We start from the raw sequence: 24,688 nt of genomic DNA, 5'->3' as shown, positions 1-24,688 counted from the left end.
CCATTGGCGGTGAGATATGCTGACGGCGGCGCGGAGGATAAAATTTAATACAATTTTGGCCGTTTGGTCGCCGGGCCGGAATCTGCGATAATCGCTTTTTACTTTTCCAGATTGAGAAACCGATGCAGTACCCGATCAACGAGATGTTCCAAACCTTGCAGGGCGAAGGCTTTTTCACCGGCGTTCCGGCCATTTTCATCCGCCTGCAGGGCTGCCCGGTAGGGTGCAGCTGGTGCGACACCAAACATACCTGGGAAAAGGAAGCCCATCGGGAAGTCGACCTGCAACGGATCCTGGTCAAAACAGAAGAGAGCGACGCCTGGGGCAATGCCGGCGCCGAGCAGCTGTTGGCGGTGATGCGCCAACAAGGTTACACCGCGCGCCATGTGGTGATCACCGGCGGTGAACCCTGCATCTACGATCTGGCGCCGTTGACCGAGCTGTTCGAGCAGCACGGCTACCGTTGCCAGATTGAAACCAGCGGCACCCACGAAATTCGCTGCTCCGCCAACACCTGGGTGACGGTTTCGCCCAAGGTGAATATGCGCGGCGGCATGAAGGTGCTGGATCAGGCGCTGCGGCGCGCCGACGAGGTGAAGCATCCGGTGGCGCGCGAGCGCGATATCGAGGCGCTGGATGCGCTGCTGGCGACGCTGCAGGACGACAAGGCACGGATTATTGCGCTGCAGCCGATCAGCCAGAAAGAAGAGGCGACCCGCCTGTGCATCGAAACCTGCATTGCGCGCAATTGGCGGCTGTCGATGCAGACCCACAAATATCTGAATATCGCCTGAGTTTTTTATTGGCCGCAGGCCTTCGAACGGGACGGGAGTTACGGTGAAAATTGTATCGCGTGCATTCGAGGCGGTGACGGAAGCGGAATTGCGGTCGATTCGCTCGCTGTTGTCCGACGCTTTCCCCGAGATAACCGACGGATTTTATCGGCGGCAGGTGCCGGCTTGCCTGGTGACCGCCACGGAAGGCGAGGCGATCGTCGGCCAACTGGCGGTGCATGAGCGGCCGGTGTTGATTGACGGTGAGGCCGAGGTGATCGGCATCATCGGGCTGGTGGCCGTGGCACACACGCATCGGCGCCGCGGCGTGGCCGCAAACATGCTGGTGAAGGCGCATGACTATTTGCGCAGTAAAGGGATCGCGTATTCCATACTGTTTGCGGTAAGCGAAAAGTACTATACCGGCGCCGGCTATCGGGCGATGGAAAACGAGACGGCGTTCATTGAGGATGGCGAGAGCAAAACGTTTGTCTATCGAGGGGGAATGGCGCTGAGCCTGTCGGAAAGGCCCTGGACGGCGCGGCGCTTGGATCTGCAAGGCGAGGTAGTGTGAGGGTATCTGCACATACCCTCACGGCATCAACCTTTATATACGCATCCCGCTGTACAGGTCTCTTTCACCATCACCGCAGTCAGTTCCGGTAACTGGGGCTTGAGCTGCTGCCAAATCCAGGCGGCGAGCACTTCGCTGGTGGGATTTTCCAATCCTGGAATATCGTTCAGATAATGGTGATCCAGCCGTTCCCAGATCGGGGAAAACACAGCCTTGAGCTCGGCGAAATCCATCACCCAACCGGTGTGGGGATCCACTTCACCGGTCACTTCCAGACGCACCATAAACGAATGCCCATGCAGACGGCCGCATTTGTGGCCCTCCGGCACATGCGGCAAACGGTGTGCGGCTTCAAACTGAAAATCTTTAAACAGCGTGGTTGCCATTATTACGGCCTCATTGACTCAAAAACCGCCGCATAGTACCGGAAAGCGCGTCTGCTTGCCATTTATACCGTTATGGTCTACCGCCACGGCAAACGCATCCGGTTAACACTTTTTTTGTTTGGTGTCTGCGGTACCTATCGGCTGGGGTTATGAGCCGAAATGTTGAACGGTGAAAAAATGATGAAAAAAAGTGCTTTATTTTCATCTGGATAAAAAACTTTGTTTAACGGTTTAAGCGTTATCCCTTACCAGAAAAACAGCTTAGTCATTTTGGTTATGATTTATTGCTATCCCTTATTTAATCGTTGCTATTCTGCTCGGTAACCTTACAAACTCTCCTGATCTTTTCCGCACGCCCGACGCAGCGAAGAGACAGCGACTGACACTGGCGCGCGCCTGGCAGGAAAGGCGCTAAGTATAGGAAATAAGTACAGCAATGACGACTCAGGCTCCTCCAACATCTTTGCTCCCGCTGACGCCCGAACAGCTGGCACGCCTGCAGGCGACGATCGGCGACTATTCGCCGACGCAGCTGGCGTGGCTGTCCGGCTATTTTTGGGGCATGGTCAATCAACAGCCAGGAGCCGTGGCCATTGCGCCCGCCGCCCCTGCCGCCGCCGGCATCACCATCATTTCCGCTTCGCAGACCGGCAATGCGCGCCGCCTGGCGGAGCAGCTGCGCGACGATTTGCTGGCCGCCAATCTGAACGCCACGCTGATCAGCGCCGGCGATTACAAGTTCAAGCAGATAGCGCAAGAGCGCCTGCTGGTGATCGTCGCCTCCACGCAAGGGGAAGGCGAGCCGGCGGAAGAAGCGGTGGCGCTGCATAAATACCTGTTCTCGAAAAAGGCGCCGAAGCTGAGTGACACCGCGTTTGCGGTGTTCGGGCTGGGCGACACCTCTTATGAGAATTTCTGTCAGTCCGGTAAAGATTTCGACGCCAAGTTGGCCGAACTGGGCGCCGAGCGCCTGGTGGAGCGCGTGGATGCCGACGTGGAGTATCAGGAACTGGCCGCCGCCTGGCGCAAACAGGTGGTGTCGGTGCTGAAGGCGCGCGCGCCGGCGGAAAGCGCCGCGCCGGGCGCGTTGGCCAGCGGCGCGGTCGACCTGATCGACAGCAGCCCGTACAGCAAGGAACAACCGCTCACCGCCCAACTGGCGGTCAAGCAGAAAATTACCGGCCGCGCGTCCGATAAAGACGTGCGCCACATCGAGATCGATTTGGGCGATTCGGGCCTGCGCTACCAGCCTGGCGATGCGCTCGGCGTATGGTTCGACAACGATCCGGCGCTGGTGGACGAATTGGTGCAGCTATTGTGGCTGAAAGGCGATGAACCGGTGGAGGTGGAAGGGCAAACCCTGCCGCTGGCGCAGGCGCTGCGCAGCCATTTCGAACTGACGCAGAACACCACGCCGATCGTCGATAAATACGCCGCGCTGTCGCGCGACGAAAAGCTGATCGGTCTGTTGGCGGATAAAGCCGCGCTGCAGCAGTATGCGCACAACACGCCGATCGTCGACATGGTGCGCCAGGCGCCGGCGGATCTGAGCGCCGAACAGCTGGTCGGGCTGCTGCGTCCGCTGACGCCGCGCCTGTACTCCATCGCCTCTTCACAGGCGGAAAATGAGAACGAAGTGCACATCACCGTGGGCGTCGTGCGTTACGACATCGACGGGCGCGCTCGCAGCGGCGGCGCCTCCGGTTTCCTGGCGGACCGCCTGGAGGAGGACGGCGACGTGCGGGTGTTTATCGAGCACAACGACAACTTCCGTCTGCCGGCCAACCCGGAAACGCCGGTGATCATGATCGGCCCGGGCACCGGCATCGCGCCGTTCCGCGCCTTTATGCAGCAGCGCGACGCTGACGGCGCCGGTGGCAAAAACTGGCTGTTCTTCGGCAACCCGCACTTTACCGAAGATTTCCTGTACCAGGTTGAATGGCAGCGCTACGTGAAAGACGGCCTGCTCACCCGCATCGATCTGGCCTGGTCCCGCGACCAGCAACATAAAATATACGTACAAGACAAACTGCGCGAACAGGGCGCGGAAGTGTGGCGCTGGATTCAGGAAGGCGCGCACATTTACGTCTGCGGCGATGCCAATCGCATGGCGAAAGACGTGGAACACACATTACTGGAACTGGTGGCCGAGCACGGTGGCATGGATACCGAGCAGGCGGATGAATTTTTAAGTGAGCTGCGCCTTGAGCGCCGTTATCAGCGAGATGTTTACTGATGAGTGATAAACACCCCGGGCCTTTGGTAGTCGAAGGCAAACTGGCCGATGCGGAGCGCATGAAGAAGGAGAGTAACTTCCTGCGCGGCACCATCGCCGAAGATTTGAACGACGGCCTGACCGGCGGCTTCAACGGCGACAACTTCCTGCTGATCCGTTTTCACGGCATGTACCAGCAGGATGATCGTGACATTCGCGCCGAACGCGCCGAGCAGAAGCTGGAGCCGCGCCACGCCATGATGCTGCGTTGCCGCCTGCCGGGCGGCGTCATCAGCCCGCAGCAGTGGCTGGGCATCGACAAGTTCGCGCAGGAGAGCACGCTGTACGGCAGCATTCGCATCACCAACCGCCAGACGTTCCAGTTTCACGGCATCCTGAAAGGCAACGTCAAACCGGTGCACCAGTTGCTGAATCGCCTGGGGCTGGACGCGCTGGCGACCGCCAACGACGTGAACCGCAACGTGCTGTGCACCTCCAACCCGGTGGAGTCCGAGCTGCATCAGGAAGCCTACGAGTGGGCGAAGAAGATCTCTGAACACCTGCTGCCGCGCACCCGCGCCTATGCAGAGGTGTGGCTGGATCAGGAAAAGGTGGCCACCACCGACGAAGAGCCGATTCTGGGGCCGACCTACCTGCCGCGCAAATTCAAAACCACGGTGGTGATCCCGCCGCAGAACGACGTCGATCTGCACGCCAACGACATGAACTTCGTGGCGATCGCCGAAAACGGCAAGCTGGTGGGTTTCAACCTGCTGGTGGGCGGCGGGCTGTCCATTGAGCACGGCAACAAGAAAACCTACGCGCGTCAGGCCAGCGAGTTCGGCTACATTCCGCTCGAGCATACGCTGGCGGTGGCGGAAGCGGTGGTCACCACGCAGCGCGACTGGGGCAACCGCACCGACCGCAAGAACGCCAAGACCAAATACACGCTGGAGCGCGTCGGGGTGGACGTTTTCCGCGCCGAAGTGGAAAAGCGCGCCGGCATCACCTTCGCGCCGATCCGCCCATATGAATTCACCGGCCGCGGCGATCGCATCGGTTGGGTGAAGGGCATCGACGATCAGTGGCATCTGACGCTGTTTATCGAGAACGGCCGCCTGCTGGACTATCCGGGGCGCCCGCTGAAGACCGGCATGGCGGAGATCGCCAAGATCCATAAAGGCGACTTCCGTCTGACGGCGAACCAAAACGTGATCATCGCCGGCGTGCCGGAAAGCGAGAAGGCCAAGATCGACGCCTTGGCGCGCGATCATGGCCTGATCGACGACCAGATCAGCGAGCAACGCAAGAACTCGATGGCCTGTGTGTCGTTCCCGACCTGCCCGCTGGCGATGGCGGAGGCCGAGCGCTTCCTGCCGCAGTTCGTCACCAAGGTTGAGGAGATCATGCATCGGCACGGGATGGGCGACGAGCATATCGTGCTGCGCATCACCGGCTGCCCGAACGGCTGCGGCCGCGCGCTGCTGGCGGAGCTGGGGCTGGTGGGCAAGGCGGTCGGCCGCTATAACCTGCATTTGGGCGGCAACCGCGAAGGCACGCGCATTCCGCGCATGTACCGCGAAAACATCAACGAAGACGAGATCCTGAGCGAGATCGACCTGTTGGTGGGGCGCTGGGCGAAGGAGCGTAACGCCGGCGAGGGTTTCGGCGACTTCACCGTGCGCGCGGGCATCGTCAAACCGGTGCTGGATCCGGCGCGAGATTTCTGGGAGTGAGGCCGGGCGGCCCCTGGGCAGAGGGGCCGCACAGGTAATTTCAAGTATCAGGAGAGACAACATGGCTGAATTCGATCTGGCGGCGCTGAACGCGTTGCCCAAATCCGGGCAGGCGCTGGCATTGGCGGTGGTCAACGGCCAGCTGGAGAGCCTCAGCGCCGAACAGCGCGTTGCATGGGCGCTGGAGCATCTGCCCGGCGAGTTCGTACTCTCGTCCAGTTTCGGCATTCAGGCGGCGGTATGTCTGCACCTGGTGACGCGCATCCGGCCGGATATCCCGGTGATCCTGACCGACACCGGTTACCTGTTCCCGGAAACCTACCGCTTTATCGATCAACTGACCGACCAGCTGAAGCTGAATCTGCAGGTGTTCCGCGCCGAACAGTCTCCCGCCTGGCAAGAGGCGCGCTACGGCAAACTGTGGGAGCAGGGCGTGGAAGGCATTGAAAAGTATAACCAGATCAATAAGGTCGAGCCGATGAACCGCGCGCTGGAGACGCTGGGCGCGCAGAGCTGGTTCGCCGGCCTGCGGCGCGAACAGTCCGGCAGCCGCGCCAATCTGCCGGTGCTGGCGGTGCAGCGTGGGGTGTTCAAGATCCTGCCGATCATCGACTGGGACAACCGCAAGATTTACCAGTATTTGACCGAACACGGGCTGAGCTACCACCCGTTGTGGGAGCAGGGCTACCTGTCGGTCGGCGATACCCACACCACCCAAAAGTGGGAGCCGGGCATGAGCGAGGAAGAGACGCGCTTCTTTGGCCTGAAGCGCGAGTGCGGTCTGCACGAAGGCTAAACGACGCGAATGACATCACAGGGCTCAGCAATGCTGGGCCCTGTTTTTTACGGGCTACTTTTTCTTTTGCGCTTTCGGCGGGTGCGCCTGCGCCAGCTCTTTGATCAAGGGCAGCAGGATCTGCACGCTGTCGCGGCTGCGTTTGTCGATCCGCCCCGGCAGGTAGCGATCCAGATATTGCAGGTTGTCGTACTGCGGGCGGTGCCAGGTGATGCCCTGCGGGAAGTGCGGGCTGACGGCGCGCTGCTGGTAACCGTCCTTGTCGCCCAGCGACCAGTTGGTGGCCTCCACTGACAATACCGGGATGCCTGCGGCGTCGAACACCTCTTGATCGGAACAGCAGCCGGTGCCTTGCGGATGCTGCGCGTTGCCAGGGTTGGTGGCGGCGGCGATGCCGTAGCGGTGGGCGATATCCAGTGCGCGATCGCGGGAGCGCTTCGCCATCTGCGGCGGCGTGTTGCGCCCGGCGTTGAAGTACAGACGATCGCCGGTGATCAGGCTGTCGAGGTTGATCACCAGCACGGTGTTGCTTTTCTCTTCCGCGCTCATGCGCTGCAGGTAGTTCTGCGCGCCCAGCGAACCGATCTCTTCAGCGCTGGTGGCGACGAAGCGCAGGCCGTAGGCGGTGGGGATATCCTTCAGGCGTTCCGCCAGCTCCAACATTACGCCGATGCCGGAGGCGTTGTCGTCGACGCCCTGCAGCGTCAGGCCGCCGAGATTGTTATCCAGATCCTCGTCGCTCTGCGGCGTATAGGTGTCGAAGTGGGCGACGATCACGACCTGTTTCGGGCTGCTGCCGTTGCGGGCGGCGATCACCGAGCTGGCGGTGACGTTATTCCAGTTCTTCTTGCCGTCTTTGCTGGTGTAGAGATAGCGCGTATTGACGCTGCGAATGTCGCTTTGGTAACCCATCTTGCCGAACTGCTGCTTGAGATAGTCGGCGGTGAGCAATTCTGCCGGGCTGCCCGCCATGCGGCCGGGGAAGTAAGTGGCGATGTGGCGGGTCTGTTCGGCGGCGAAACGGCCCATTGGCGCGTCTTTTACGGGCTGTGCGGCACAAACGCTGAAGACGCCGCCGAGTGCGAGGGCCAGCAGGCTGGTCTTCAGGTAAAAACGGGAAAACATACCGAAAAATCCTTCTTTGCTATCGGCGCTGCCGATCATTTTTCTTCGGCGCCCAGTATGAGACGACGGGCGGCATTACACAATTTCCCTGTCTCTTAATTTTCGCGCGAACGCGCAAATCGCCGTCGCGATGAGCATGGTTTGCCTCCTGCGCTGCGGCCTATATTCCATAAAGGAACTAATCATTCCTTTTCGTCATTTCAGAGGCTAAATCTCAGCCCGTATAGTCACACTATCTTTCTGTTATATGAAAAGGCTGTTGTGGACTATCTACCAATATTCGCCGACCTGAAACAACGTCCGGTGCTGGTCGTTGGCGGTGGGGACGTGGCGGCGCGCAAAGTCTCCCTGCTTCAGCGCGCCGGGGCTGAAATACGGATAGTTGCGCAGTCGCTCTCACCGGAACTGGAACAACAACGTCAGCAAGGGCGGGTGCTCTGGCTGGGGAAAACCTTTGATCCGCAGCAGCTGGACGACGTGTTTCTGGCGATCGCTGCCACGGACGACAATGCGCTGAACGCCGCGGTGTTCGCCGAGGCGGATAAACGCCGGGTGCTGGCCAACGTGGTGGACGATCAGCCGCGCTGTTCGTTCATCTTCCCGTCGATCATCGATCGCTCGCCGCTGGTGGTGGCCGTATCGTCCAGCGGCCAGGCGCCGGTGCTGGCGCGGTTGCTGCGCGAAAAGCTGGAGGCGTTGCTGCCCGCCAGTTTGGGGCTGATGGCGCAGGTGGCGGGCCGCTGGCGTGGCCAGGTCAAACAGCGGTTGGCTTCGATCGGCGAACGTCGCCGTTTCTGGGAAAACACCTTCGGCGGCCGTTTCGCCACGCTGGTGGCCAACGGCCAGACGGCGCAGGCGGAACGCCAGCTGGAGCAGGATTTACACCGCTTCGCCACAGGCGATGAGGGCACCCAGGGCGAGATAGCGTTGGTGGGCGCCGGGCCGGGCGACGTGGGGCTGTTGACCCTGCGCGGGCTGCAGGTGATGCAGCAGGCGGACGTGGTGCTGTATGACCATCTGGTCAGCGGCGAAATCCTCGATCTGGTGCGCCGCGACGCCGAGCGCATCTGCGTGGGCAAGCGCGCCGGCGCGCACTCGGTGATCCAGGAAGAGACCAATAGGCTGCTGGTGGAACTGGCGCAGCAGGGCAAGCGCGTGGTGCGCCTCAAGGGGGGCGATCCGTTCATCTTCGGCCGCGGCGGCGAAGAGCTGCAGGTGGCCGCCGCCGCCGGCATTCCGTTCCAGGTGGTGCCGGGCGTCACGGCCGCCGCGGGGGCGACCGCCTACGCAGGCATTCCGCTGACGCACCGCGACCACGCGCAGAGCGTGACCTTTATCACCGGCCACTGCCGCCCCGACGGCGATGGCCTGGACTGGGCCGATCTGGCCCGGGCGCGGCAGACGCTGGCTATCTACATGGGCACCATGAAGGCGGCGGACATCAGCCAGCGCCTGATCGCCCACGGTCGCGACGCCTCGACGCCGGTGGCGGTGATCAGCCGCGGCACGCGCGCCGATCAGCAGGTGCAGATCGGCACGCTGGAACAACTGGAATATCTGGCCCAACGGGCGCCGTTGCCGGCGCTGCTGGTGATCGGCGAAGTGGTGGAACTGCACCACCAAATCGCCTGGTTCGGGCATCAATCGCAGACGGAAGGGGCCGCGCGCCCGGCCGTCGTGAATTTGGCATAGGCAAGGCTTTTAAGGACCTGTTATGGACGAAAAACGACTCACTCATTTGCGGCAATTGGAGGCGGAGAGTATCCATATCATCCGTGAAGTCGCCGCTGAATTCGCCAACCCGGTGATGCTGTATTCCATCGGCAAAGACTCTTCCGTGATGCTGCATCTGGCGCGTAAGGCGTTCTTCCCCGGCACGCTGCCATTCCCGCTGCTGCACGTCGATACCGGCTGGAAATTCCGCGAAATGTACGAATTCCGCGATCGCACCGCGAAGGAGTACGGCTTCGAGCTGCTGGTGCATAAAAACCCTGAAGGGGTGGCGATGGGCATCAACCCGTTCGTGCACGGCAGCGCCAAGCATACCGACATCATGAAAACCGAGGGCCTGAAGCAGGCGTTGAACAAGTACGGTTTCGACGCCGCCTTCGGCGGTGCGCGGCGCGACGAGGAGAAATCGCGCGCCAAAGAGCGCATCTATTCGTTCCGCGATCGCTTCCACCGCTGGGATCCGAAAAACCAGCGGCCGGAGCTGTGGCACAACTACAACGGCCAGATCAACAAAGGGGAGAGCATCCGCGTCTTCCCGCTGTCGAACTGGACCGAGCTGGATATCTGGCAGTATATCTTCCTGGAAAACATCGACATCGTGCCGCTGTATCTGGCGAAACCGCGCCCGGTGGTGGAGCGCGACGGCATGCTGATGATGGTGGACGACGATCGCATCGATCTGCAGCCGGGTGAAGTGATCAGCCAGCGCATGGTGCGTTTCCGCACCCTGGGCTGCTGGCCGCTGACCGGCGCGGTGGACTCGCAGGCGCAAACCCTGCCGGAGATCATCGAAGAAATGCTGGTCTCCACCACGAGTGAACGCCAGGGGCGGATGATCGATCGCGATCAGTCCGGCTCGATGGAGCTGAAAAAGCGTCAAGGGTATTTCTAAGGAGCCGCCGGATGAACAACGCAATTGCACAACAAATCGCTGACCAGGGCGGCGTCGAATCTTACCTGCACGCGCAGCAGCACAAGAGCCTGCTGCGCTTTCTGACCTGCGGCAGCGTCGACGACGGCAAAAGCACCCTGATTGGCCGCCTGCTGCACGATACCCGCCAGATCTACGAGGATCAGCTGTCGACGCTGCACAGCGACAGCAAACGCATCGGTACTCAGGGCGAAAAGCTCGACCTGGCGCTGCTGGTGGACGGCCTGCAGGCCGAGCGCGAGCAGGGCATCACCATCGACGTGGCCTATCGCTATTTCTCGACCGAAAAACGCAAATTTATCATCGCCGATACCCCAGGGCATGAGCAGTACACCCGCAACATGGCCACCGGCGCCTCCACCTGCGATCTGGCGATCCTGCTGATCGACGCGCGCAAAGGGGTGCTGGATCAGACTCGCCGCCACAGCTTTATCGCGACCCTGCTGGGCATTCGCCACCTGGTGGTGGCGGTGAACAAAATGGATCTGGTGGACTATCAGGAAGCGGTGTTCGAGCAGTTCAAACAGGATTACCTGACCTTCGCCCAGCAGCTGCCAGGCGATCTGGACATCAAGTTTGTGCCGCTGTCGGCGCTGGACGGCGACAACGTGGCGAGCGAAAGCGCCCATATGCCGTGGTACAGCGGCCCGACGCTGCTGGAAGTGCTGGAGAGCGTTGACGTGGTCAGCGAGCGAGAAAACCAGCCGCTGCGCTTCCCGGTGCAGTACGTCAACCGCCCGAACCTCGATTTTCGCGGCTATGCCGGCACGCTGTCCGCCGGCGTGGTGCGTGTGGGGCAACGCATCAAAGTGCTGCCTTCCGGCGTGGAGTCCAGCGTGGCGCGCATCGTGACCTTCGACGGCGATCTGCCAGAGGCGGTGCCGGGCGAAGCGATTACGCTGGTGCTGAAGGATGAAGTGGACATCAGCCGGGGGGATCTGCTGGTCGACGCCGGCGAAAGTCTGCAGGCGGCGCAGAGCGCGCTGGTAGACGTGGTATGGATGGCCGAGCAGCCGCTGGTGCCGGGCCAGAGCTACGACATCAAGATCGCCGGTAAAAAGACCCGCGCGCGCGTGGAGAGCATCCGTCATCAGGTGGAGATCAATACGCTGGCGCAGCATCCGGCCGACACGTTGCCGCTCAACGGCATCGGATTGGTGGAGCTGACCTTCGACGAACCGCTGGTGCTGGACAGCTACCAGAGCAATCACGACACCGGCGGGCTGATCTTCATCGATCGCATGAGCAACGTCACGGTGGGCGCCGGGCTGGTGCGTGAAACGCTGCAGGCCGCATCGGCGGCGCGCGGCGAATTCAGCGCCTTCGAGCTGGAGCTGAATGCGCTGGTGCGCAAGCACTTCCCGCACTGGGGCGCGCGCGATCTGCTCGGTGGCCGATAAGGTGGCCGCTGAACTGAGGGCGACCGGGCCGGACGATGAGAACGTGGTTTGGCATCCGCACGCGGTGACGCGCGCGGATCGCGAAGCGCGCAACGGCCATCGCGGCGCGGTGCTGTGGTTTACCGGGCTGTCCGGTTCGGGCAAATCCACCGTCGCCGGCGCGCTGGAGCAGGCGCTGCATGGGCTCGGCGTCAGCACCTACCTGCTGGACGGCGATAACGTGCGCCACGGCCTGTGCCGCGATCTCGGCTTCTCCGACGAGGATCGGCGCGAGAACATTCGCCGGGTGGGGGAAGTGGCCAAGCTGATGGTGGACGCCGGGCTGGTGGTGCTGACCGCATTCATTTCGCCGCACCGCGCCGAACGGCAGATGGTGCGTGAGATGCTCGGCGACGATCGCTTTATCGAGGTGTTTGTCGATACGCCGTTGGCGATCTGCGAGGCGCGCGATCCGAAGGGATTGTATAAGAAAGCGCGCGCCGGCGAGCTGCGCAATTTCACCGGTATCGACGCGGTTTACGAGGCGCCGCAGCAGCCGGAAATCCACCTTGATGGCCAACAATTGGTAACAAATTTGATTGCGCAATTGTTAGACGTGTTGCGTGGTCAGGCTATTATCAAACCCTGAATTCAAAAAAAGCGTGTGGCGTTTTTCGCCATGCGCTTTTTACTCTAAGCCGCCGCAGAGCGAGCCGAATAACCAGGGATCACTATGCAAAATGTCACGCCTATCTTGATCGACTCCAAGCAGTCAAAACAGGAGAGAGAGGAGCCTTCTTATTCTTTCCTGGGCGGCGTCAGCGGCTTTGTTTTCTACTGGCTGGCGTTCGCGTTGCCGTTTTTGGTTTACGGTTCCAATACGCTGTTTTTCCTGCTTTATACCTGGCCATTCTTCCTGGCGCTAATGCCGCTGTCGGTGCTGATCGGCATCACTCTCAGCATGCTGCTGCGCGGCCGTTTGATCTTGACGCTGCTGCTGACCGGCGCCGTTGTGCTGTGCCTGTTCTGGCTGGTGTTCAGCTTCCTGACCGGGTGGTGAGAGAGTGGGCGCCGAGGCCGGCGCCCGCAGGATTGCAAAGCCGTGCCGAAGGTTACAAAACTTTGCTCAAAAATGCCTGAGTGCGCGGATTGGACGGGTGACTGAAGATCTGCTGCGGCTGCCCCTCTTCCTGAATGATCCCCTGATCGATAAACAGTACCCGGTCGGCCACCTCGCGGGCAAAGCCCATCTCATGCGTGACGACCACCATGGTCATGCCCTCATGGGCCAGCGATTTCATCACCGCCAACACTTCGCCCACCAGCTCCGGATCGAGCGCTGAGGTCGGTTCGTCGAACAGCATGATTTTCGGCTCCATCGCCAGCGCGCGGGCGATCGCTACCCGCTGCTGCTGGCCGCCGGACAGGCTGTTGGGATAGGTGTCGATTTTGTCGAGCAGGCCGACCTTGCGCAGCAGCTGTTCCGCTTGCGCGATGGCTTCGGCGCGCGGCAGTTTTTTCACGCTGACCGGCGCCATGATGATGTTTTCCAACACCGTCATGTGCGGGAACAGGTTAAAGCGCTGGAACACCATGCCCACGCTTTCACGCATCTTGTTCAGGTCGGTTTTCTGATCGTGGACGGCGAAGCCATTCACCTCTATCTCGCCGCCGGAGAGCGTTTCCAGCGCGTTGATGCAGCGCAGGAAGGTGCTTTTACCGGAGCCGGAGGGGCCGATGACGCACACCACTTCGTTGGCGGCGATCCGGCAGGAAATGCCGCGCAGCACGTGGCTTTCACCGAACTGTTTTTGCAGGTTATGTACGCGAATCACTTTTACCGAACCTCTTTTCCATGTGTTGCACCAGCAGCGATAGCAGGAAGGTGATGACCCAATAGACCAGCGAAATGGTCAGGTAGGGCTCCCAATAGGTGGCGTAGGCGCCGGAGACGGTGCGGGCGGCATAGGCCAGATCCGCCAGGCCGATGGCGGAGGCCAGCGACGAATCCTTGACGATGGCGATGGCGTTGTTGCCCAGCGGCGGCAGCATGCGCCGGAAGGCTTGCGGCAAGATAACCTGTCGCATGGTCTTGCCGTAGCTCATGCCCAACGAGCGGGATGCTTCCATCTGGCCGCGGTCGATCGATTGGATCCCGGCGCGGAAGATCTCCGACACATAGGCGCCGGCGTTGAGCGTGATCGCCACCACGCAGGAGAGAAAGGCGCCGTAGTCGGCGCGCAGCGCGCGGGCGAAGTCGACGCTCATCAGGCCGCTGGTGACCAGCAGGCCGTCGCGCGGGTTGATGAACAGCGGCACCAGCGCAAAGTGCACCACCATGATCTGCACGAACAGCGGGGTGCCGCGAAAGGCGCTGATGTAGATACGTACCGGCCACTGAACGCCGTAATGCAGGATGGGTTTCCAGATGCCGTGCGGCGCCTGCGCCAAGCGCCCCAGACCGAGGATCAATCCCCAGGTGGTGCCCAGCAGCACGCAGATAATGGTGCATTTGATGGTCATCCAGGCGCCTTCCATAAACAGCGGCGCGTATTCCTGGATGATCTCCCAGCGGAAGTTCAAAGGGTATTCCTTCTTGGTATGCTGAAACGGTGGCGCGCCGACGGCCTTGCGGGCGCCGGCGGCAGGGCATTATTCCGCCGGCAGCGTCGGTACGTTGCTGTCGAACCAGGCTTGGTAGATCTTGGCGTAGGTGCCGTCGGCGATGATTTTCTTCAGGCCGGCGTTGATTTTGTTGCGCAGCTCATCGTTGCCTTTGGCGACGGCGATGCCGAAATACTGACGTTCGAACTTGGCGTCGGGCACCAGCTTGAAGGCTTTCTCAGGGTGGGTTTTGATATAGAACTTGGCCACGCCGACGTCGCCGACCGCCGCGCCGATACCGTCTTCATACAGCTCTTGCAGCATCAGCGGGGTATTGTCGAAGCGTTTGATGGCGGTGCTGTTTTTGCCCAGCGCGTCGGACACCACGATGTCGCCGGTGCTGGAGTTCACCACGCCGACCTTCAGCGCTTTCAACGCGGCAATGGAGTCTACCTTCGAGTCTTGCGGCACCACGATGGCCTGCTCTGCCGGGAAGTAAGGCGCAGAAAAATCAACCATTTGTTTGCGTTTATCGGTGATGGTGATGCCGGAGATGATGATATCGCGATCGCCGGAATTCAGCGTGGCGAAGATCCCTTCCCACGGCGTATTGATCAGTTTTATCTGGAAACCTTCGGCCTTGGCTACCGCTTTGATAATGTCGATGTCGAAACCTTCCAGCTGCTTTTGGCTGTTTTCAAACTCGAACGGCCGATAGGTGCCGCCGGAGCCGACGACGTAGGTAGGTTCAGCCGCCAACGCGGCGGTGGAGAAGGTGGCGGCCAGGCAGGCGCCGATCAGAACTAAACGTTTTAACATCGCGATCCCCGATAATGAATGGTTATATATTGGAATTATTTATGCACTATGAGTGCATAAAAATAAGCTTCAATGAATGAAAGTGCAACCACTGCATGAGGATTATTCTTTCTATGGTGTTAAATATTCACTTCTTGCTTTGCCTTGGCGTAAGCGACGGGTCAGGATGCGATGGTGCAGTGATTCTTGCTGCATAATGGGGGAAGGGCAGTGTGTGTGTCAGCGGAAAACGCGGCGCGCGCGCCGGACTAAAGCGGCTTTTTTTGCCGCTTTCGCAGCGGAATTAGGCGCTGAACACGGGAATCCTTCATCCGTATTCTGAATTTGGCGTTGAAATGCCGCTCTCAGTGTGGAGTCCAACGAGAAGTTGTGGGATGATTGGTCGGTTTTTCAGGGGGCGGAGATGGGAAAACTTACGCTGCTATTGCTGGCATTGCTCGGTTGGTTACAGTATTCACTGTGGCTGGGCAAAAATGGTATTCACGATTACGTGCGGGTCAATGAAGACGTTGCGGTCCAACAGGGCAACAACGCGAAGTTGAAAGCGCGTAACGATCAGCTGTTTGCCGAAATCGATGATTTGAACGGCGGTCAGGAAGCGATCGAAGAGCGAGCGCGTAATGAGCTGGGCATGATCAAGCCCGGTGAGACTTTCTATCGTCTGGTTCCTGACCAATCCAGACGCAACGCGGCGTCTTCCTCGCAAAATAACGCACAAAAATAACGCATGAATCACTCCGCAGGCACCTTTCCCTCGGTGATTGCCGTCCTGCCCGCTGCCGGTATCGGCAGCCGCATGCAGGCGGAATGCCCGAAGCAATATTTAACCATCGGCCGGCACAGCATCGTCGAACACGCTATCCATGCTCTGTTGCGCCACCCGCGCATTGAACGGGTGATCGTGGCGATCGGCCCGGAAGATCGTCAGTTCGAACGGCTGCCCATCGCTCAGGATCCGCGGGTGACCGTCACCGAGGGCGGCAAACAGCGCGCCGATTCGGTGATGGCCGGGCTGAAGCTCGCGGGTGATGCGGACTGGGTGCTGGTGCACGACGCTGCGCGCCCCTGCCTGCATGCCGACGATCTCGAGCGCCTGTTGGCGATCACCGCACACAGCAAGGTGGGCGGCATTCTCGCCGCGCCGGTGCGCGACACCATGAAGCGCGCCGAACCTGGCCGCGACACCATCGCCCACACCGTTGAACGACAGGATCTGTGGCATGCGCTGACGCCGCAGTTGTTTCCGCTGCCGCTGCTCAAGCAGTGCCTGCAGCGCGCGCTGGATGAAGGCGCAAACGTCACCGACGAAGCCTCGGCGCTGGAGCATTGCGGTTATCATCCGCTGCTGATCGCCGGCCGGGCGGATAACATTAAAGTAACGCGGCCGGAGGATTTGGCGCTGGCGGCGTTCTATTTGACTCAGTTGGACAATTAAGGAGCGCACCATGCGTATCGGTCACGGTTTTGACGTACATAAATTCGGCGGCGAAGGCCCGTTGGTGATCGGCGGTGTTCGCATCCCTTACGACAAAGGCTTGTTGGCCCACTCCGACGGCGACGTTGCGCTGCACGCCGCGACCGACGCCTTGCTGGGCGCGGCGGCGCTGGGCGATATCGGCAAGCTGTTCCCCGATACTGATCCGGCCTTCAAGGGCGCGGACAGCCGCGAGCTGCTGCGCGAAGCCTGGAAGCGCATCCGCGCCAAAGGGTACCGCCTCGGCAACCTCGACATCACGATTATTGCCCAGGCGCCGAAAATGGCGCCGCACATCCCGCAGATGCGCGTCTTCCTGGCGGAAGATCTGCAGTGCCATATGGATGACGTCAACGTGAAGGCCACGACCACCGAGCAGCTCGGCTTCACCGGGCGCGGCGAGGGCATCGCCTGCGAAGCGGTCGCCTTGCTGATCAAGGAATAACCGCATGGATATGGCGAATCTGACCTGGCTGCATGGCCAGCCGCAGAGCACCGGGGTGTTGAAAGCCAATCCGGAAGACTTCGTGGTGGTGGAAGACCTGGGCTTTGCGCCGGACGGCGAAGGCGAGCATGTGCTGGTGAACATCCGTAAAAACGGCTGCAATACCCAGTTCGTGGCCGACTATCTGGCGCGCTTCGCCGGTATTCACGCCCGTTCCGTCAGCTATGCGGGCTTGAAGGATCGCCACGCGGTGACCGAACAGTGGTTCTGCCTGCATATGCCGGGCAAAGACACGCCGGATTTCTCACAGTTTGCGCTGGAAGGCTGCGAGGTGCTCTCGTTCGCCCGCCACCTGCGCAAAATGCGCATCGGCAATCTGAAGGGCAACCACTTTACGCTGGTGCTGCGCCAGATTTCCGATCGTCAGGACGTTGAGCGCCGCCTGCAGGCTATCGCCGCGCAGGGCGTGCCAAACTATTTCGGCAGCCAACGCTTCGGCCGCGGCGGCAACAATCTGGTGATGGCGCGCCGCTGGGCGAACGACGAAATCCGCGTTAAAGAGCGCAGCAAGCGCAGCTTCTACCTTTCCGCCAGCCGCAGTGCGCTGTTCAATCTGATAGCCGGCCGGCGCCTGGCCGACGGCCTGCAGCGCACCGTGCTGGAGGGGGATGCCCTGCAGTTGAGCGGCCGCGGTAGCTGGTTCGTCGCCAAAGCCGATGAGCTGGAGACGTTGCAACAGCGGCTGGATGCCGGCGAGCTGGCGATCACGGCTTCCTTGCCGGGCGACGGAGAGCCAGGCACCGCCGGCCAAGCCTTGGCTTTTGAACAACAATGCTTGGCGAAACAACCGGAATTGCTTACGCTTTTAAAGCGCGAGCGTGTCGAACCCGCTCGCCGGGCCCTGCTGTTGCAGCCGCAAAATTTGCAGTGGAACTGGTGGGATGACGTTACCGTGGAACTGCGCTTCTGGTTGCCGGCAGGCAGCTTTGCTACCAGCGTGGTTCGCGAAATCATGCAGCAGGATAACAGTGATGCGGATATTGCTGAGTAACGATGACGGCGTCAGCGCCCCAGGCATTCAGGTGCTGGCAGCGGCGCTGCGGGAGTTTGCCGAGGTGCAGGTCGTGGCGCCGGATCGTAACCGCAGCGGTTCTTCCAATGCCCTGACGCTGGAGTCGCCGCTGCGCACGCAGACGCTGGCCAACGGCGATATCGCGGTGCTGCAGGGGACGCCGACCGACTGCGTTTATCTTGGCGTCAACGCATTGATGCGCCCTGCGCCGGATATCGTGGTCTCCGGCATTAACGCCGGACCGAATTTAGGCGATGACGTCATCTATTCCGGCACCGTCGCGGCGGCGATGGAGGGCCGGCACCTGGGGCTGCCCGCGCTGGCGGTGTCGCTGAACGGTCACCAACACTACGCGACTGCTGCGGCCATTACCTGCCGCATCTTGCGTGCGCTGCAGCGTGAACCGTTACGCACCGGAAAAATCCTGAATATTAACGTGCCGGATTTGCCGCTGGCGGAGATCAAAGGCCTGCGCGTCACTCGCTGTGGCAGCCGCCATCCCGCCGATAAGGTCTTCTGCCAGCAGGATCCGCGTGGACAAAATCTCTACTGGATCGGGCCGCCTGGTGATAAATTTGATGTCGGGCCGGATACCGACTTTGCGGCGGTGGAACAAGGCTATGTGGCGATCACGCCGCTACAGGTGGATCTGACCGCCTACGCGGCGCAGGAAGTCGTGAAAACATGGTTAACCAAGGCAGAGGTTAGCGGGGAATGGTGAACAAGCGTATGCAAACATTGCTGACGCAGCTGCGTCAGCAAGGGATCCGGGACGAAAAGCTGCTGCGAGCGATCGAAGCGGTGCCGCGCGAGCGTTTTGTCGACGAAGCGCTGGATCACAAAGCCTACGAAAACACTGCATTACCGATCGGTTCCGGTCAGACCATTTCTCAGCCCTATATGGTGGCGCGGATGACCGAGCTGCTGAATCTGAAGCCTACTTCACGGGTGCTTGAGATCGGCACCGGTTCCGGTTATCAAACCGCCATTCTGGCGCATCTGGTGCAACACGTTTGTTCCGTCGAGCGCATCAAGGGGCTGCAGTGGCAGGCCAAGCGCCGCCTGAAGCAGCTCGACCTTCATAATGTTTCCACTCGCCACGGCGACGGCTGGCAGGGCTGGGCGTCGCGCGGCCCGTTCGATGCGATCATCGTCACTGCCGCGCCGCCGGAGATCCCGCAGGCGCTGGTTGAGCAGTTGGACGACGGCGGCATTTTGGTGTTGCCGGTGGGCGAGCATGCCCAAACCCTCAAACGCATTCAGCGCCATGGCAACGATTTCGTGGTCGACGCGGTAGAGGCGGTGCGCTTTGTGCCGCTGGTGAAAGGCGAATTGGCCTAGCGATTGTCTGATTTTTCGACCGTCTGAAAAATCTGTTGCACTTTCATCACGTGCGGATAAGGTTTTCTCGTTCCAATCAGGCTAATTTTCACTAGAATTGGCCTTTCTACGTAGTTGTCTTATGGTGCGGTGACGCCAATGTGGTTAGCATTGGCGCGCGTTTTGATGCTCCGGCGGGAGATGACCTGGCGTTCAGGGATCGGCCGGCGGCGCCTTTACATCGCAGAAACTGGGAAGTGGCAAAAGCTCGGCTACGATGTAAAGGGTATTTTGGATATATCACTGATATTGCTGTCATGGGGGAAGCATGAGCACGGGAAGCCCAATGATTACGTTACGCCGGGTTGCGGTGTGTACGATGGTAAGTTTGTGGTTGGCGGGTTGTACAAACACGGCCTCGACGTCAGCCCCTATCAGCAGCGTGGGCGGCGGCGGCGCCGTTCCATCCGGCAATAATAATGGCGGAGCGCAGCAGGCCAGCCCAGAGGGCCGCATTGTCTATAACCGCAGTTATAACGCTATCCCTAAAGGGAGCTACAGCGGCGGCGACACCTATACGGTCAAGCGCGGTGATACGCTGTTTTACATCGCCTGGATCACCGGCAACGATTTCCGCGACCTGGCGCAGCGCAACAATATTCCCGAGCCTTACAGCCTGAATGTTGGCCAAACCATTCAACTTGGTAATGGTTCTGCCAATGGCGGCGGCGGTATGCTGGCGACGACTGACGCGACCAAAAGCGGTGTTCCGAAGCCACCTTCCAGCACCCAGATCCAGACGGCAACGGTTGATTCTCAATCAACTAACGCGTATTCTGAAAACTCGGGTAAACAGAATGTAGGTAAGATGTTACCTGCAGCGGGCGCCGCAGCGGTTGGGACCGCGACTGCGCCTGTTACCGCACCGGAAGCCGCTCCACCAGTGAGCAGCACCGTCAGCAACAGCGCTCCGGTCAGTACCTGGAGATGGCCGACTGACGGCAAGATTATTGATAACTTTTCCTCATCAGAAGGTGGGAATAAGGGCGTCGATATCGCCGGTTCCCGTGGGCAGCCTATCTTCGCTACCGCCGATGGTCGCGTAGTGTATGCAGGCAACGCTTTACGGGGTTACGGTAATCTAATCATCATCAAACATAATGATGATTACCTGAGCGCCTACGCTCATAACGACACAATGCTGGTCCGGGAACAACAAGAAGTGAAGGCGGGTCAAAAAATAGCCACCATGGGTAGCTCCGGTACCAGTTCAGTACGTTTGCATTTTGAAATTCGTTACAAGGGGAAATCCGTAAACCCGCTGCGTTATCTTCCGCAGCGATAGATTGGGCAGAATACGCTGAGATTCTGCTCGCGGTATCACGGGTAGGAGCAGCATATGAGCCAAAATACGCTGAAAGTTAACGAGTTACATGATGATGCGGATTTCGACGAGAATGGAGCTGAGGCTGAGTCGTTTGATGAAAAAGCGCTGGTAGAAGAAGAGGCCAGCGAGAACGATTTAGCGGAAGAAGAGCTGTTGTCTCAAGGCGTTACGCAACGCGTATTGGATGCGACGCAGCTCTATCTGGGTGAGATCGGTTATTCACCTCTGTTGACCGCAGAGGAAGAGGTCTATTTTGCGCGGCGTGCTCTGCGCGGTGACGTGCCGTCCCGCCGTCGCATGATTGAAAGCAACCTGCGGCTGGTGGTGAAAATCGCCCGCCGCTACAGCAACCGCGGTCTGGCGCTGCTGGATCTGATCGAAGAGGGTAACCTCGGTCTGATCCGCGCGGTGGAAAAATTCGACCCGGAACGCGGTTTCCGTTTCTCCACTTACGCAACCTGGTGGATCCGTCAGACGATTGAACGGGCGATCATGAACCAAACCCGCACCATTCGTTTGCCTATCCATATCGTCAAAGAACTGAATGTTTATCTGCGCACCGCGCGCGAGCTTTCCCATAAACTGGATCATGAACCGAGCGCTGAAGAGATTGCCGAGCAACTCGACAAGCCGGTGGATGACGTCAGCCGCATGCTGCGCCTGAATGAGCGCATCACCTCGGTGGATACGCCGTTGGGCGGGGATTCGGAGAAAGCGCTGCTGGACATTTTGGCCGACGAGAAGGACAACGGGCCTGAAGACACCACGCAAGACGACGATATGAAGCAAAGCATCGTCAAATGGCTGTTCGAACTGAACGCCAAACAGCGTGAAGTGTTGGCGCGTCGTTTCGGCCTGCTGGGCTATGAAGCGGCGACGCTGGAAGACGTGGGCCGGGAGATTGGCCTGACGCGTGAACGCGTCCGTCAGATTCAGGTTGAAGGTCTGCGTCGCCTGCGTGAGATTCTGCAGATGCAGGGCCTGAGCATTGAGGCGCTGTTCCGCGAATAACGCCGGTTGTTGAACCGCATCAAATAAAAACGGTGAGCATGATGCTCACCGTTTTTTTATGCCCGCGTTTGGCGTCTGACTACACCATATTTTTCAGCCGGTAGATCCATTCCAGCGCCTGGCGCGGCGACAGGGAATCCGGATCCAGCGCCTCCAGGGCTTCTACCGCCGGCGAAGTCTCTTCCTGCAACAGCGTCATCTGGGTGGCATCAACGCTGCCCGACGCGGTGTGGCTGGAGATGGATTCCAGCTCGCGAAGCTTTTGGCGGGCGCGCTTGATGACGTCGCGCGGCACGCCGGCCAGCGCGGCGACCGCCAGGCCATAGCTTTTGCTGGCGGCACCGTCCTGCACGCTGTGCATAAAAGCGATGGTGTCGCCGTGCTCAAGCGCGTCCAGATGCACATTGACCACGCCTTCCATTTTTTCCGGCAGCGTCGTCAGCTCGAAGTAGTGGGTGGCGAACAGCGTCATCGCTTTGATGCGGTTGGCCAGGTTCTCGGCGCAGGCCCAGGCCAGCGACAGGCCGTCGTAGGTGGAGGTGCCACGGCCGATCTCATCCATCAACACCAGGCTGTGCTCGGTGGCGTTGTGAAGAATATTGGCGGTTTCGGTCATCTCCACCATGAAGGTGGAACGGCCGGAAGCCAGATCGTCCGCCGCGCCGACGCGGGTGAAGATGCGATCCACCGGGCCGATGGTGGCTTTGGCAGCCGGAACGTAGCTGCCGATGTGCGCCATCAGCACAATCAGCGCCGTTTGCCGCATATAGGTACTTTTACCGCCCATGTTCGGACCGGTGATGATCAGCATGCGGCGCTGTGGCGACAGGGAGAGCGGGTTGGAGATAAACGGTTCGCTCAGCACCTGCTCCACCACCGGGTGGCGGCCTTCGGTAATGCGGATCCCCGGTTGTTCGCTCATGACCGGGCAGCCGTAGTTCAGGGTGTCGGCGCGCTCGGCCAGGTTGGCCAGCACGTCCAGCTCGGCCAGCGCGGCGGCGCTTTGTTGCAGTTCCGCCAGGTGCGGCAGCAGCAGATCGAACAGCTCGTCGTACAGGCTTTTCTCGATCGCCAGCGCTTTGCCCTTGGAGGTGAGTACCTTGTCTTCGTACTCTTTCAATTCCGGGATGATGTAGCGCTCGGCGTTTTTCAGCGTCTGGCGACGTACATAGTGGATCGGCACCAGGTGGCTCTGGCCGCGGCTCACCTGGATGTAGTAGCCGTGTACGCCGTTGAAGCCGACTTTGAGCGTATCCAGCCCCAGCTTTTCACGTTCGCGGATCTCCAGCCGATCGAGGTAGTCGCTGGCGCCGTCGGCCAGCGCGCGCCACTCGTCCAGCTCGCTGTTGTAACCGGGGGCGATCACGCCGCCATCGCGCACCAGCACCGGCGGCGATTCAACGATCGCGCGTTCCAGCAGTTCGCGCAGCTCGTCGAACTGGCCTACCTGAGATAGCAGTTGCTGCACATGCGGCGTATCCACATCTTGCAGCAGCGCGCGGATGTCCGGCAGTTGCTGGAAAGCATGACGCATGCGGGCCAGATCGCGTGGCCGCGCGGTGCGCAGCGCCAGGCGCGCCAAAATTCGCTCCTGATCGCCCACCTGGCGCAGCGAAGGCTGCAGATCGGCGAACCGTTCCTGCAATGCGCCGATCGCCTGCTGGCGGGCGGTCAGCACCTTGATGTCTCGGGTCGGCATGTGCAGCCAGCGTTTCAGCATGCGGCTGCCCATCGGCGTGACTGTGCGATCGAGGATCGCCGCCAGCGTGTTGTCGCTGCCGCCGGACAGGCTCTGCGTCAGCTCCAGGTTGCGGCGGGTGGCGGCGTCCATGATGATGCCGTCCTGCTGACGCTCCATGGTGATGCCGCGAATGTGCGGCAGCGAAGTGCGCTGGGTATCTTTCACGTACTGCAACAGACAGCCGGCGGCGCGCAGCGCCTGATGCGCCTGCTCGACGCCGAAGCCGGTCAAATCGCGGGTGCCGAACTGCAGGTTGAGTTGTTGGCGTGCGGTCTCCAGTTCGAATTCCCACAGCGGACGGCGGCGCAGGCCGTGGCGTTGTTCGATCAGCGCCATTTGTTCGAAGGTTTCCGGGTAGAGCAGCTCGGCCGGATTGGTGCGCTGCAGCTCGGCGGCCATGGTCTCTAGATCCTGCGGCTCGGCGACGCGGAAGCGGCCGGAGCTCACGTCCAGCGTGGCGTAACCGAAGCCGCGCGCATCCTGCCAGATCGCCGCCAGCAGGTTGTCCTGGCGCTCTTGCAGCAGCGCTTCGTCGGTGATGGTGCCGGGGGTGACGATGCGTACCACTTTGCGCTCGACCGGCCCTTTACTGGTGGCCGGATCGCCGATCTGTTCACAGATGGCGACGGATTCGCCGAGTTGAACCAGCTTGGCCAGGTAGTTCTCCACCGCGTGGTGCGGCACGCCGGCCATCGGGATCGGCTCGCCCGCCGAGGCGCCGCGTTTGGTCAACGAGATATCCAGCAGTTGGGAAGCGCGCTTGGCGTCGTCGTAAAACAGCTCGTAGAAGTCACCCATGCGGTAGAACAGCAGGATTTCAGGATGCTGGGCCTTGAGGCGCAGGTACTGCTGCATCATCGGCGTGTGCGAATCGAGTTTATCGGTGCTATTCATGCGATTATTTTTCCAATCCATTGAATGTAAAGGGAACTGTGATTTTCATTGTCGTCATTCGCTATCACATTGTTTCAGCAGGCGTCGCCCCACTCAGCGCTTGGCGGGCGGCGCAAATCAAATCATCAAAACGCCAAACGGCGCACTCAAACCTGAGGTTTGCACAGACGCTTATACTAGCCCAGCGGGCAATCGGCTGTCACAGGTAAAAATGGGAAGCGCTGCGCAAGGCGGGTTTGTAACGCGGTGAGATTGTTGTTCGCCTGCGGGCAACA

Annotated in this window: 24 protein-coding genes; 18 read left to right on the top strand and 6 right to left on the bottom strand. The window is 60.4% G+C overall.

All coding sequences use genetic code 11. The features are described from left to right. The first annotated feature begins 122 nt into the window (after positions 1–122). Positions 123–794 carry a 7-carboxy-7-deazaguanine synthase QueE gene (gene queE / locus ACJ8M3_RS14270; protein WP_033641878.1) on the top strand — a complete coding sequence of 224 codons (672 nt, stop codon included), beginning with the start codon at positions 123–125 and terminating at the stop codon, positions 792–794. A 43-nt stretch (positions 795–837) separates the two neighbouring features. Continuing rightward, the gene (locus tag ACJ8M3_RS14265; protein WP_049866645.1) at positions 838–1,347 is read left to right on the top strand and encodes a GNAT family N-acetyltransferase; all 510 of its coding nucleotides are present in this window, start codon (positions 838–840) and stop codon (positions 1,345–1,347) included. A 26-nt stretch (positions 1,348–1,373) separates the two neighbouring features. Here the strand turns inward: ACJ8M3_RS14265 and queD are convergent, their stop codons facing one another. Beyond that, positions 1,374–1,733 (bottom strand): 6-carboxytetrahydropterin synthase QueD, encoded by a 360-nt coding sequence (gene queD, locus ACJ8M3_RS14260; RefSeq protein ID WP_004932638.1) that lies wholly within the window; start codon positions 1,731–1,733, stop codon positions 1,374–1,376. Between the two features lie 436 nt (positions 1,734–2,169). Between queD and cysJ the strand changes: the two genes are divergently transcribed. The 3 genes from cysJ to ACJ8M3_RS14245 all read left to right on the top strand — a co-directional run bounded on the left by cysJ (position 2,170) and on the right by ACJ8M3_RS14245 (position 6,480). Continuing rightward, positions 2,170–3,969, top strand: coding sequence for an NADPH-dependent assimilatory sulfite reductase flavoprotein subunit (gene cysJ, locus ACJ8M3_RS14255; protein WP_033651649.1), 1,800 nt, complete (start codon positions 2,170–2,172; stop codon positions 3,967–3,969). After that, positions 3,969–5,684: an assimilatory sulfite reductase (NADPH) hemoprotein subunit gene (cysI, locus tag ACJ8M3_RS14250; RefSeq protein ID WP_033641880.1), complete on the top strand. Its 1,716-nt coding sequence runs from the start codon at positions 3,969–3,971 to the stop codon at positions 5,682–5,684. Before cysJ ends, cysI begins: the two co-directional genes overlap by 1 nt. A gap of 61 nt (positions 5,685–5,745) precedes the next feature. Beyond that, on the top strand, positions 5,746–6,480 hold the full coding sequence (locus tag ACJ8M3_RS14245; protein WP_047025218.1) for a phosphoadenylyl-sulfate reductase: 735 nt from the start codon (positions 5,746–5,748) through the stop codon (positions 6,478–6,480). Positions 6,481–6,534: 54 nt separating this feature from the next. Here the strand turns inward: ACJ8M3_RS14245 and ACJ8M3_RS14240 are convergent, their stop codons facing one another. Then, positions 6,535–7,605, bottom strand: coding sequence for an aminopeptidase (locus ACJ8M3_RS14240; protein WP_060660852.1), 1,071 nt, complete (start codon positions 7,603–7,605; stop codon positions 6,535–6,537). A gap of 261 nt (positions 7,606–7,866) precedes the next feature. Here ACJ8M3_RS14240 and cysG point away from each other — a divergent pair, with 261 nt between their 5' ends. The 5 genes from cysG (at position 7,867) to ACJ8M3_RS14215 (ending at position 12,706) form a co-directional block, all read left to right on the top strand. Next, complete coding sequence (gene cysG, locus ACJ8M3_RS14235) at positions 7,867–9,297, top strand: siroheme synthase CysG (RefSeq protein ID WP_060659945.1); 1,431 nt, start codon at positions 7,867–7,869, stop codon at positions 9,295–9,297. Positions 9,298–9,319: 22 nt separating this feature from the next. Then, complete coding sequence (cysD, locus tag ACJ8M3_RS14230) at positions 9,320–10,228, top strand: sulfate adenylyltransferase subunit CysD (RefSeq protein WP_033641883.1); 909 nt, start codon at positions 9,320–9,322, stop codon at positions 10,226–10,228. An 11-nt stretch (positions 10,229–10,239) separates the two neighbouring features. Beyond that, entirely contained in the window at positions 10,240–11,667 is a 1,428-nt protein-coding gene (cysN, locus tag ACJ8M3_RS14225; RefSeq protein ID WP_033641884.1) for a sulfate adenylyltransferase subunit CysN, read from the top strand. Then, positions 11,606–12,295, top strand: a complete 690-nt coding sequence (gene cysC, locus ACJ8M3_RS14220) for an adenylyl-sulfate kinase (RefSeq protein WP_079656228.1) — start codon at positions 11,606–11,608, stop codon at positions 12,293–12,295. The genes cysN and cysC overlap by 62 nt, the downstream gene beginning before the upstream one ends. A gap of 84 nt (positions 12,296–12,379) precedes the next feature. Continuing rightward, positions 12,380–12,706, top strand: coding sequence for a DUF3561 family protein (locus ACJ8M3_RS14215; protein ID WP_016929047.1), 327 nt, complete (start codon positions 12,380–12,382; stop codon positions 12,704–12,706). Positions 12,707–12,758: 52 nt separating this feature from the next. Here the strand turns inward: ACJ8M3_RS14215 and ACJ8M3_RS14210 are convergent, their stop codons facing one another. From ACJ8M3_RS14210 to ACJ8M3_RS14200, 3 genes are all read right to left on the bottom strand, one after another. Further along, entirely contained in the window at positions 12,759–13,481 is a 723-nt protein-coding gene (locus ACJ8M3_RS14210; protein ID WP_089196591.1) for an amino acid ABC transporter ATP-binding protein, read from the bottom strand. Continuing rightward, the gene (locus ACJ8M3_RS14205; protein WP_042706788.1) at positions 13,465–14,184 is read right to left on the bottom strand and encodes an amino acid ABC transporter permease; all 720 of its coding nucleotides are present in this window, start codon (positions 14,182–14,184) and stop codon (positions 13,465–13,467) included. Before ACJ8M3_RS14205 ends, ACJ8M3_RS14210 begins: the two co-directional genes overlap by 17 nt. A gap of 114 nt (positions 14,185–14,298) precedes the next feature. Then, a complete protein-coding gene (locus ACJ8M3_RS14200) occupies positions 14,299–15,069 on the bottom strand; it encodes a basic amino acid ABC transporter substrate-binding protein (protein WP_033651644.1) in 771 nt (256 codons plus the stop codon). 403 nt (positions 15,070–15,472) lie between these two features. Here ACJ8M3_RS14200 and ftsB point away from each other — a divergent pair, with 403 nt between their 5' ends. From ftsB to rpoS, 8 genes are all read left to right on the top strand, one after another. Beyond that, the gene (gene ftsB / locus ACJ8M3_RS14195; protein ID WP_016929043.1) at positions 15,473–15,793 is read left to right on the top strand and encodes a cell division protein FtsB; all 321 of its coding nucleotides are present in this window, start codon (positions 15,473–15,475) and stop codon (positions 15,791–15,793) included. Positions 15,794–15,796: 3 nt separating this feature from the next. Then, positions 15,797–16,504, top strand: coding sequence for a 2-C-methyl-D-erythritol 4-phosphate cytidylyltransferase (gene ispD / locus ACJ8M3_RS14190; protein ID WP_004932598.1), 708 nt, complete (start codon positions 15,797–15,799; stop codon positions 16,502–16,504). A 10-nt stretch (positions 16,505–16,514) separates the two neighbouring features. Beyond that, positions 16,515–16,988: a 2-C-methyl-D-erythritol 2,4-cyclodiphosphate synthase gene (gene ispF / locus ACJ8M3_RS14185; protein WP_004932594.1), complete on the top strand. Its 474-nt coding sequence runs from the start codon at positions 16,515–16,517 to the stop codon at positions 16,986–16,988. A 4-nt stretch (positions 16,989–16,992) separates the two neighbouring features. Further along, a complete protein-coding gene (gene truD, locus ACJ8M3_RS14180) occupies positions 16,993–18,039 on the top strand; it encodes a tRNA pseudouridine(13) synthase TruD (protein ID WP_089196592.1) in 1,047 nt (348 codons plus the stop codon). Beyond that, the gene (gene surE, locus ACJ8M3_RS14175; protein ID WP_033641889.1) at positions 18,020–18,781 is read left to right on the top strand and encodes a 5'/3'-nucleotidase SurE; all 762 of its coding nucleotides are present in this window, start codon (positions 18,020–18,022) and stop codon (positions 18,779–18,781) included. Before truD ends, surE begins: the two co-directional genes overlap by 20 nt. Beyond that, entirely contained in the window at positions 18,775–19,401 is a 627-nt protein-coding gene (locus ACJ8M3_RS14170; protein WP_033641890.1) for a protein-L-isoaspartate(D-aspartate) O-methyltransferase, read from the top strand. The genes surE and ACJ8M3_RS14170 overlap by 7 nt, the downstream gene beginning before the upstream one ends. Before the next feature lie 325 nt (positions 19,402–19,726). Further along, the gene (nlpD, locus tag ACJ8M3_RS14165; protein ID WP_170853020.1) at positions 19,727–20,725 is read left to right on the top strand and encodes a murein hydrolase activator NlpD; all 999 of its coding nucleotides are present in this window, start codon (positions 19,727–19,729) and stop codon (positions 20,723–20,725) included. Between the two features lie 54 nt (positions 20,726–20,779). After that, a complete protein-coding gene (gene rpoS, locus ACJ8M3_RS14160) occupies positions 20,780–21,778 on the top strand; it encodes an RNA polymerase sigma factor RpoS (RefSeq protein WP_019455119.1) in 999 nt (332 codons plus the stop codon). Between the two features lie 79 nt (positions 21,779–21,857). Here rpoS and mutS read toward each other — a convergent pair whose 3' ends face one another. Continuing rightward, entirely contained in the window at positions 21,858–24,413 is a 2,556-nt protein-coding gene (gene mutS, locus ACJ8M3_RS14155; RefSeq protein WP_089197664.1) for a DNA mismatch repair protein MutS, read from the bottom strand. Positions 24,414–24,688: the final 275 nt, after the last annotated feature.

Source organism: Serratia sp. CY55921, from assembly GCF_052167655.1.
In the GTDB taxonomy this organism is placed as follows: Bacteria; Pseudomonadota; Gammaproteobacteria; order Enterobacterales; family Enterobacteriaceae; genus Serratia; species Serratia ureilytica.
This window is presented reverse-complemented; position numbering and strand designations above follow the sequence as displayed.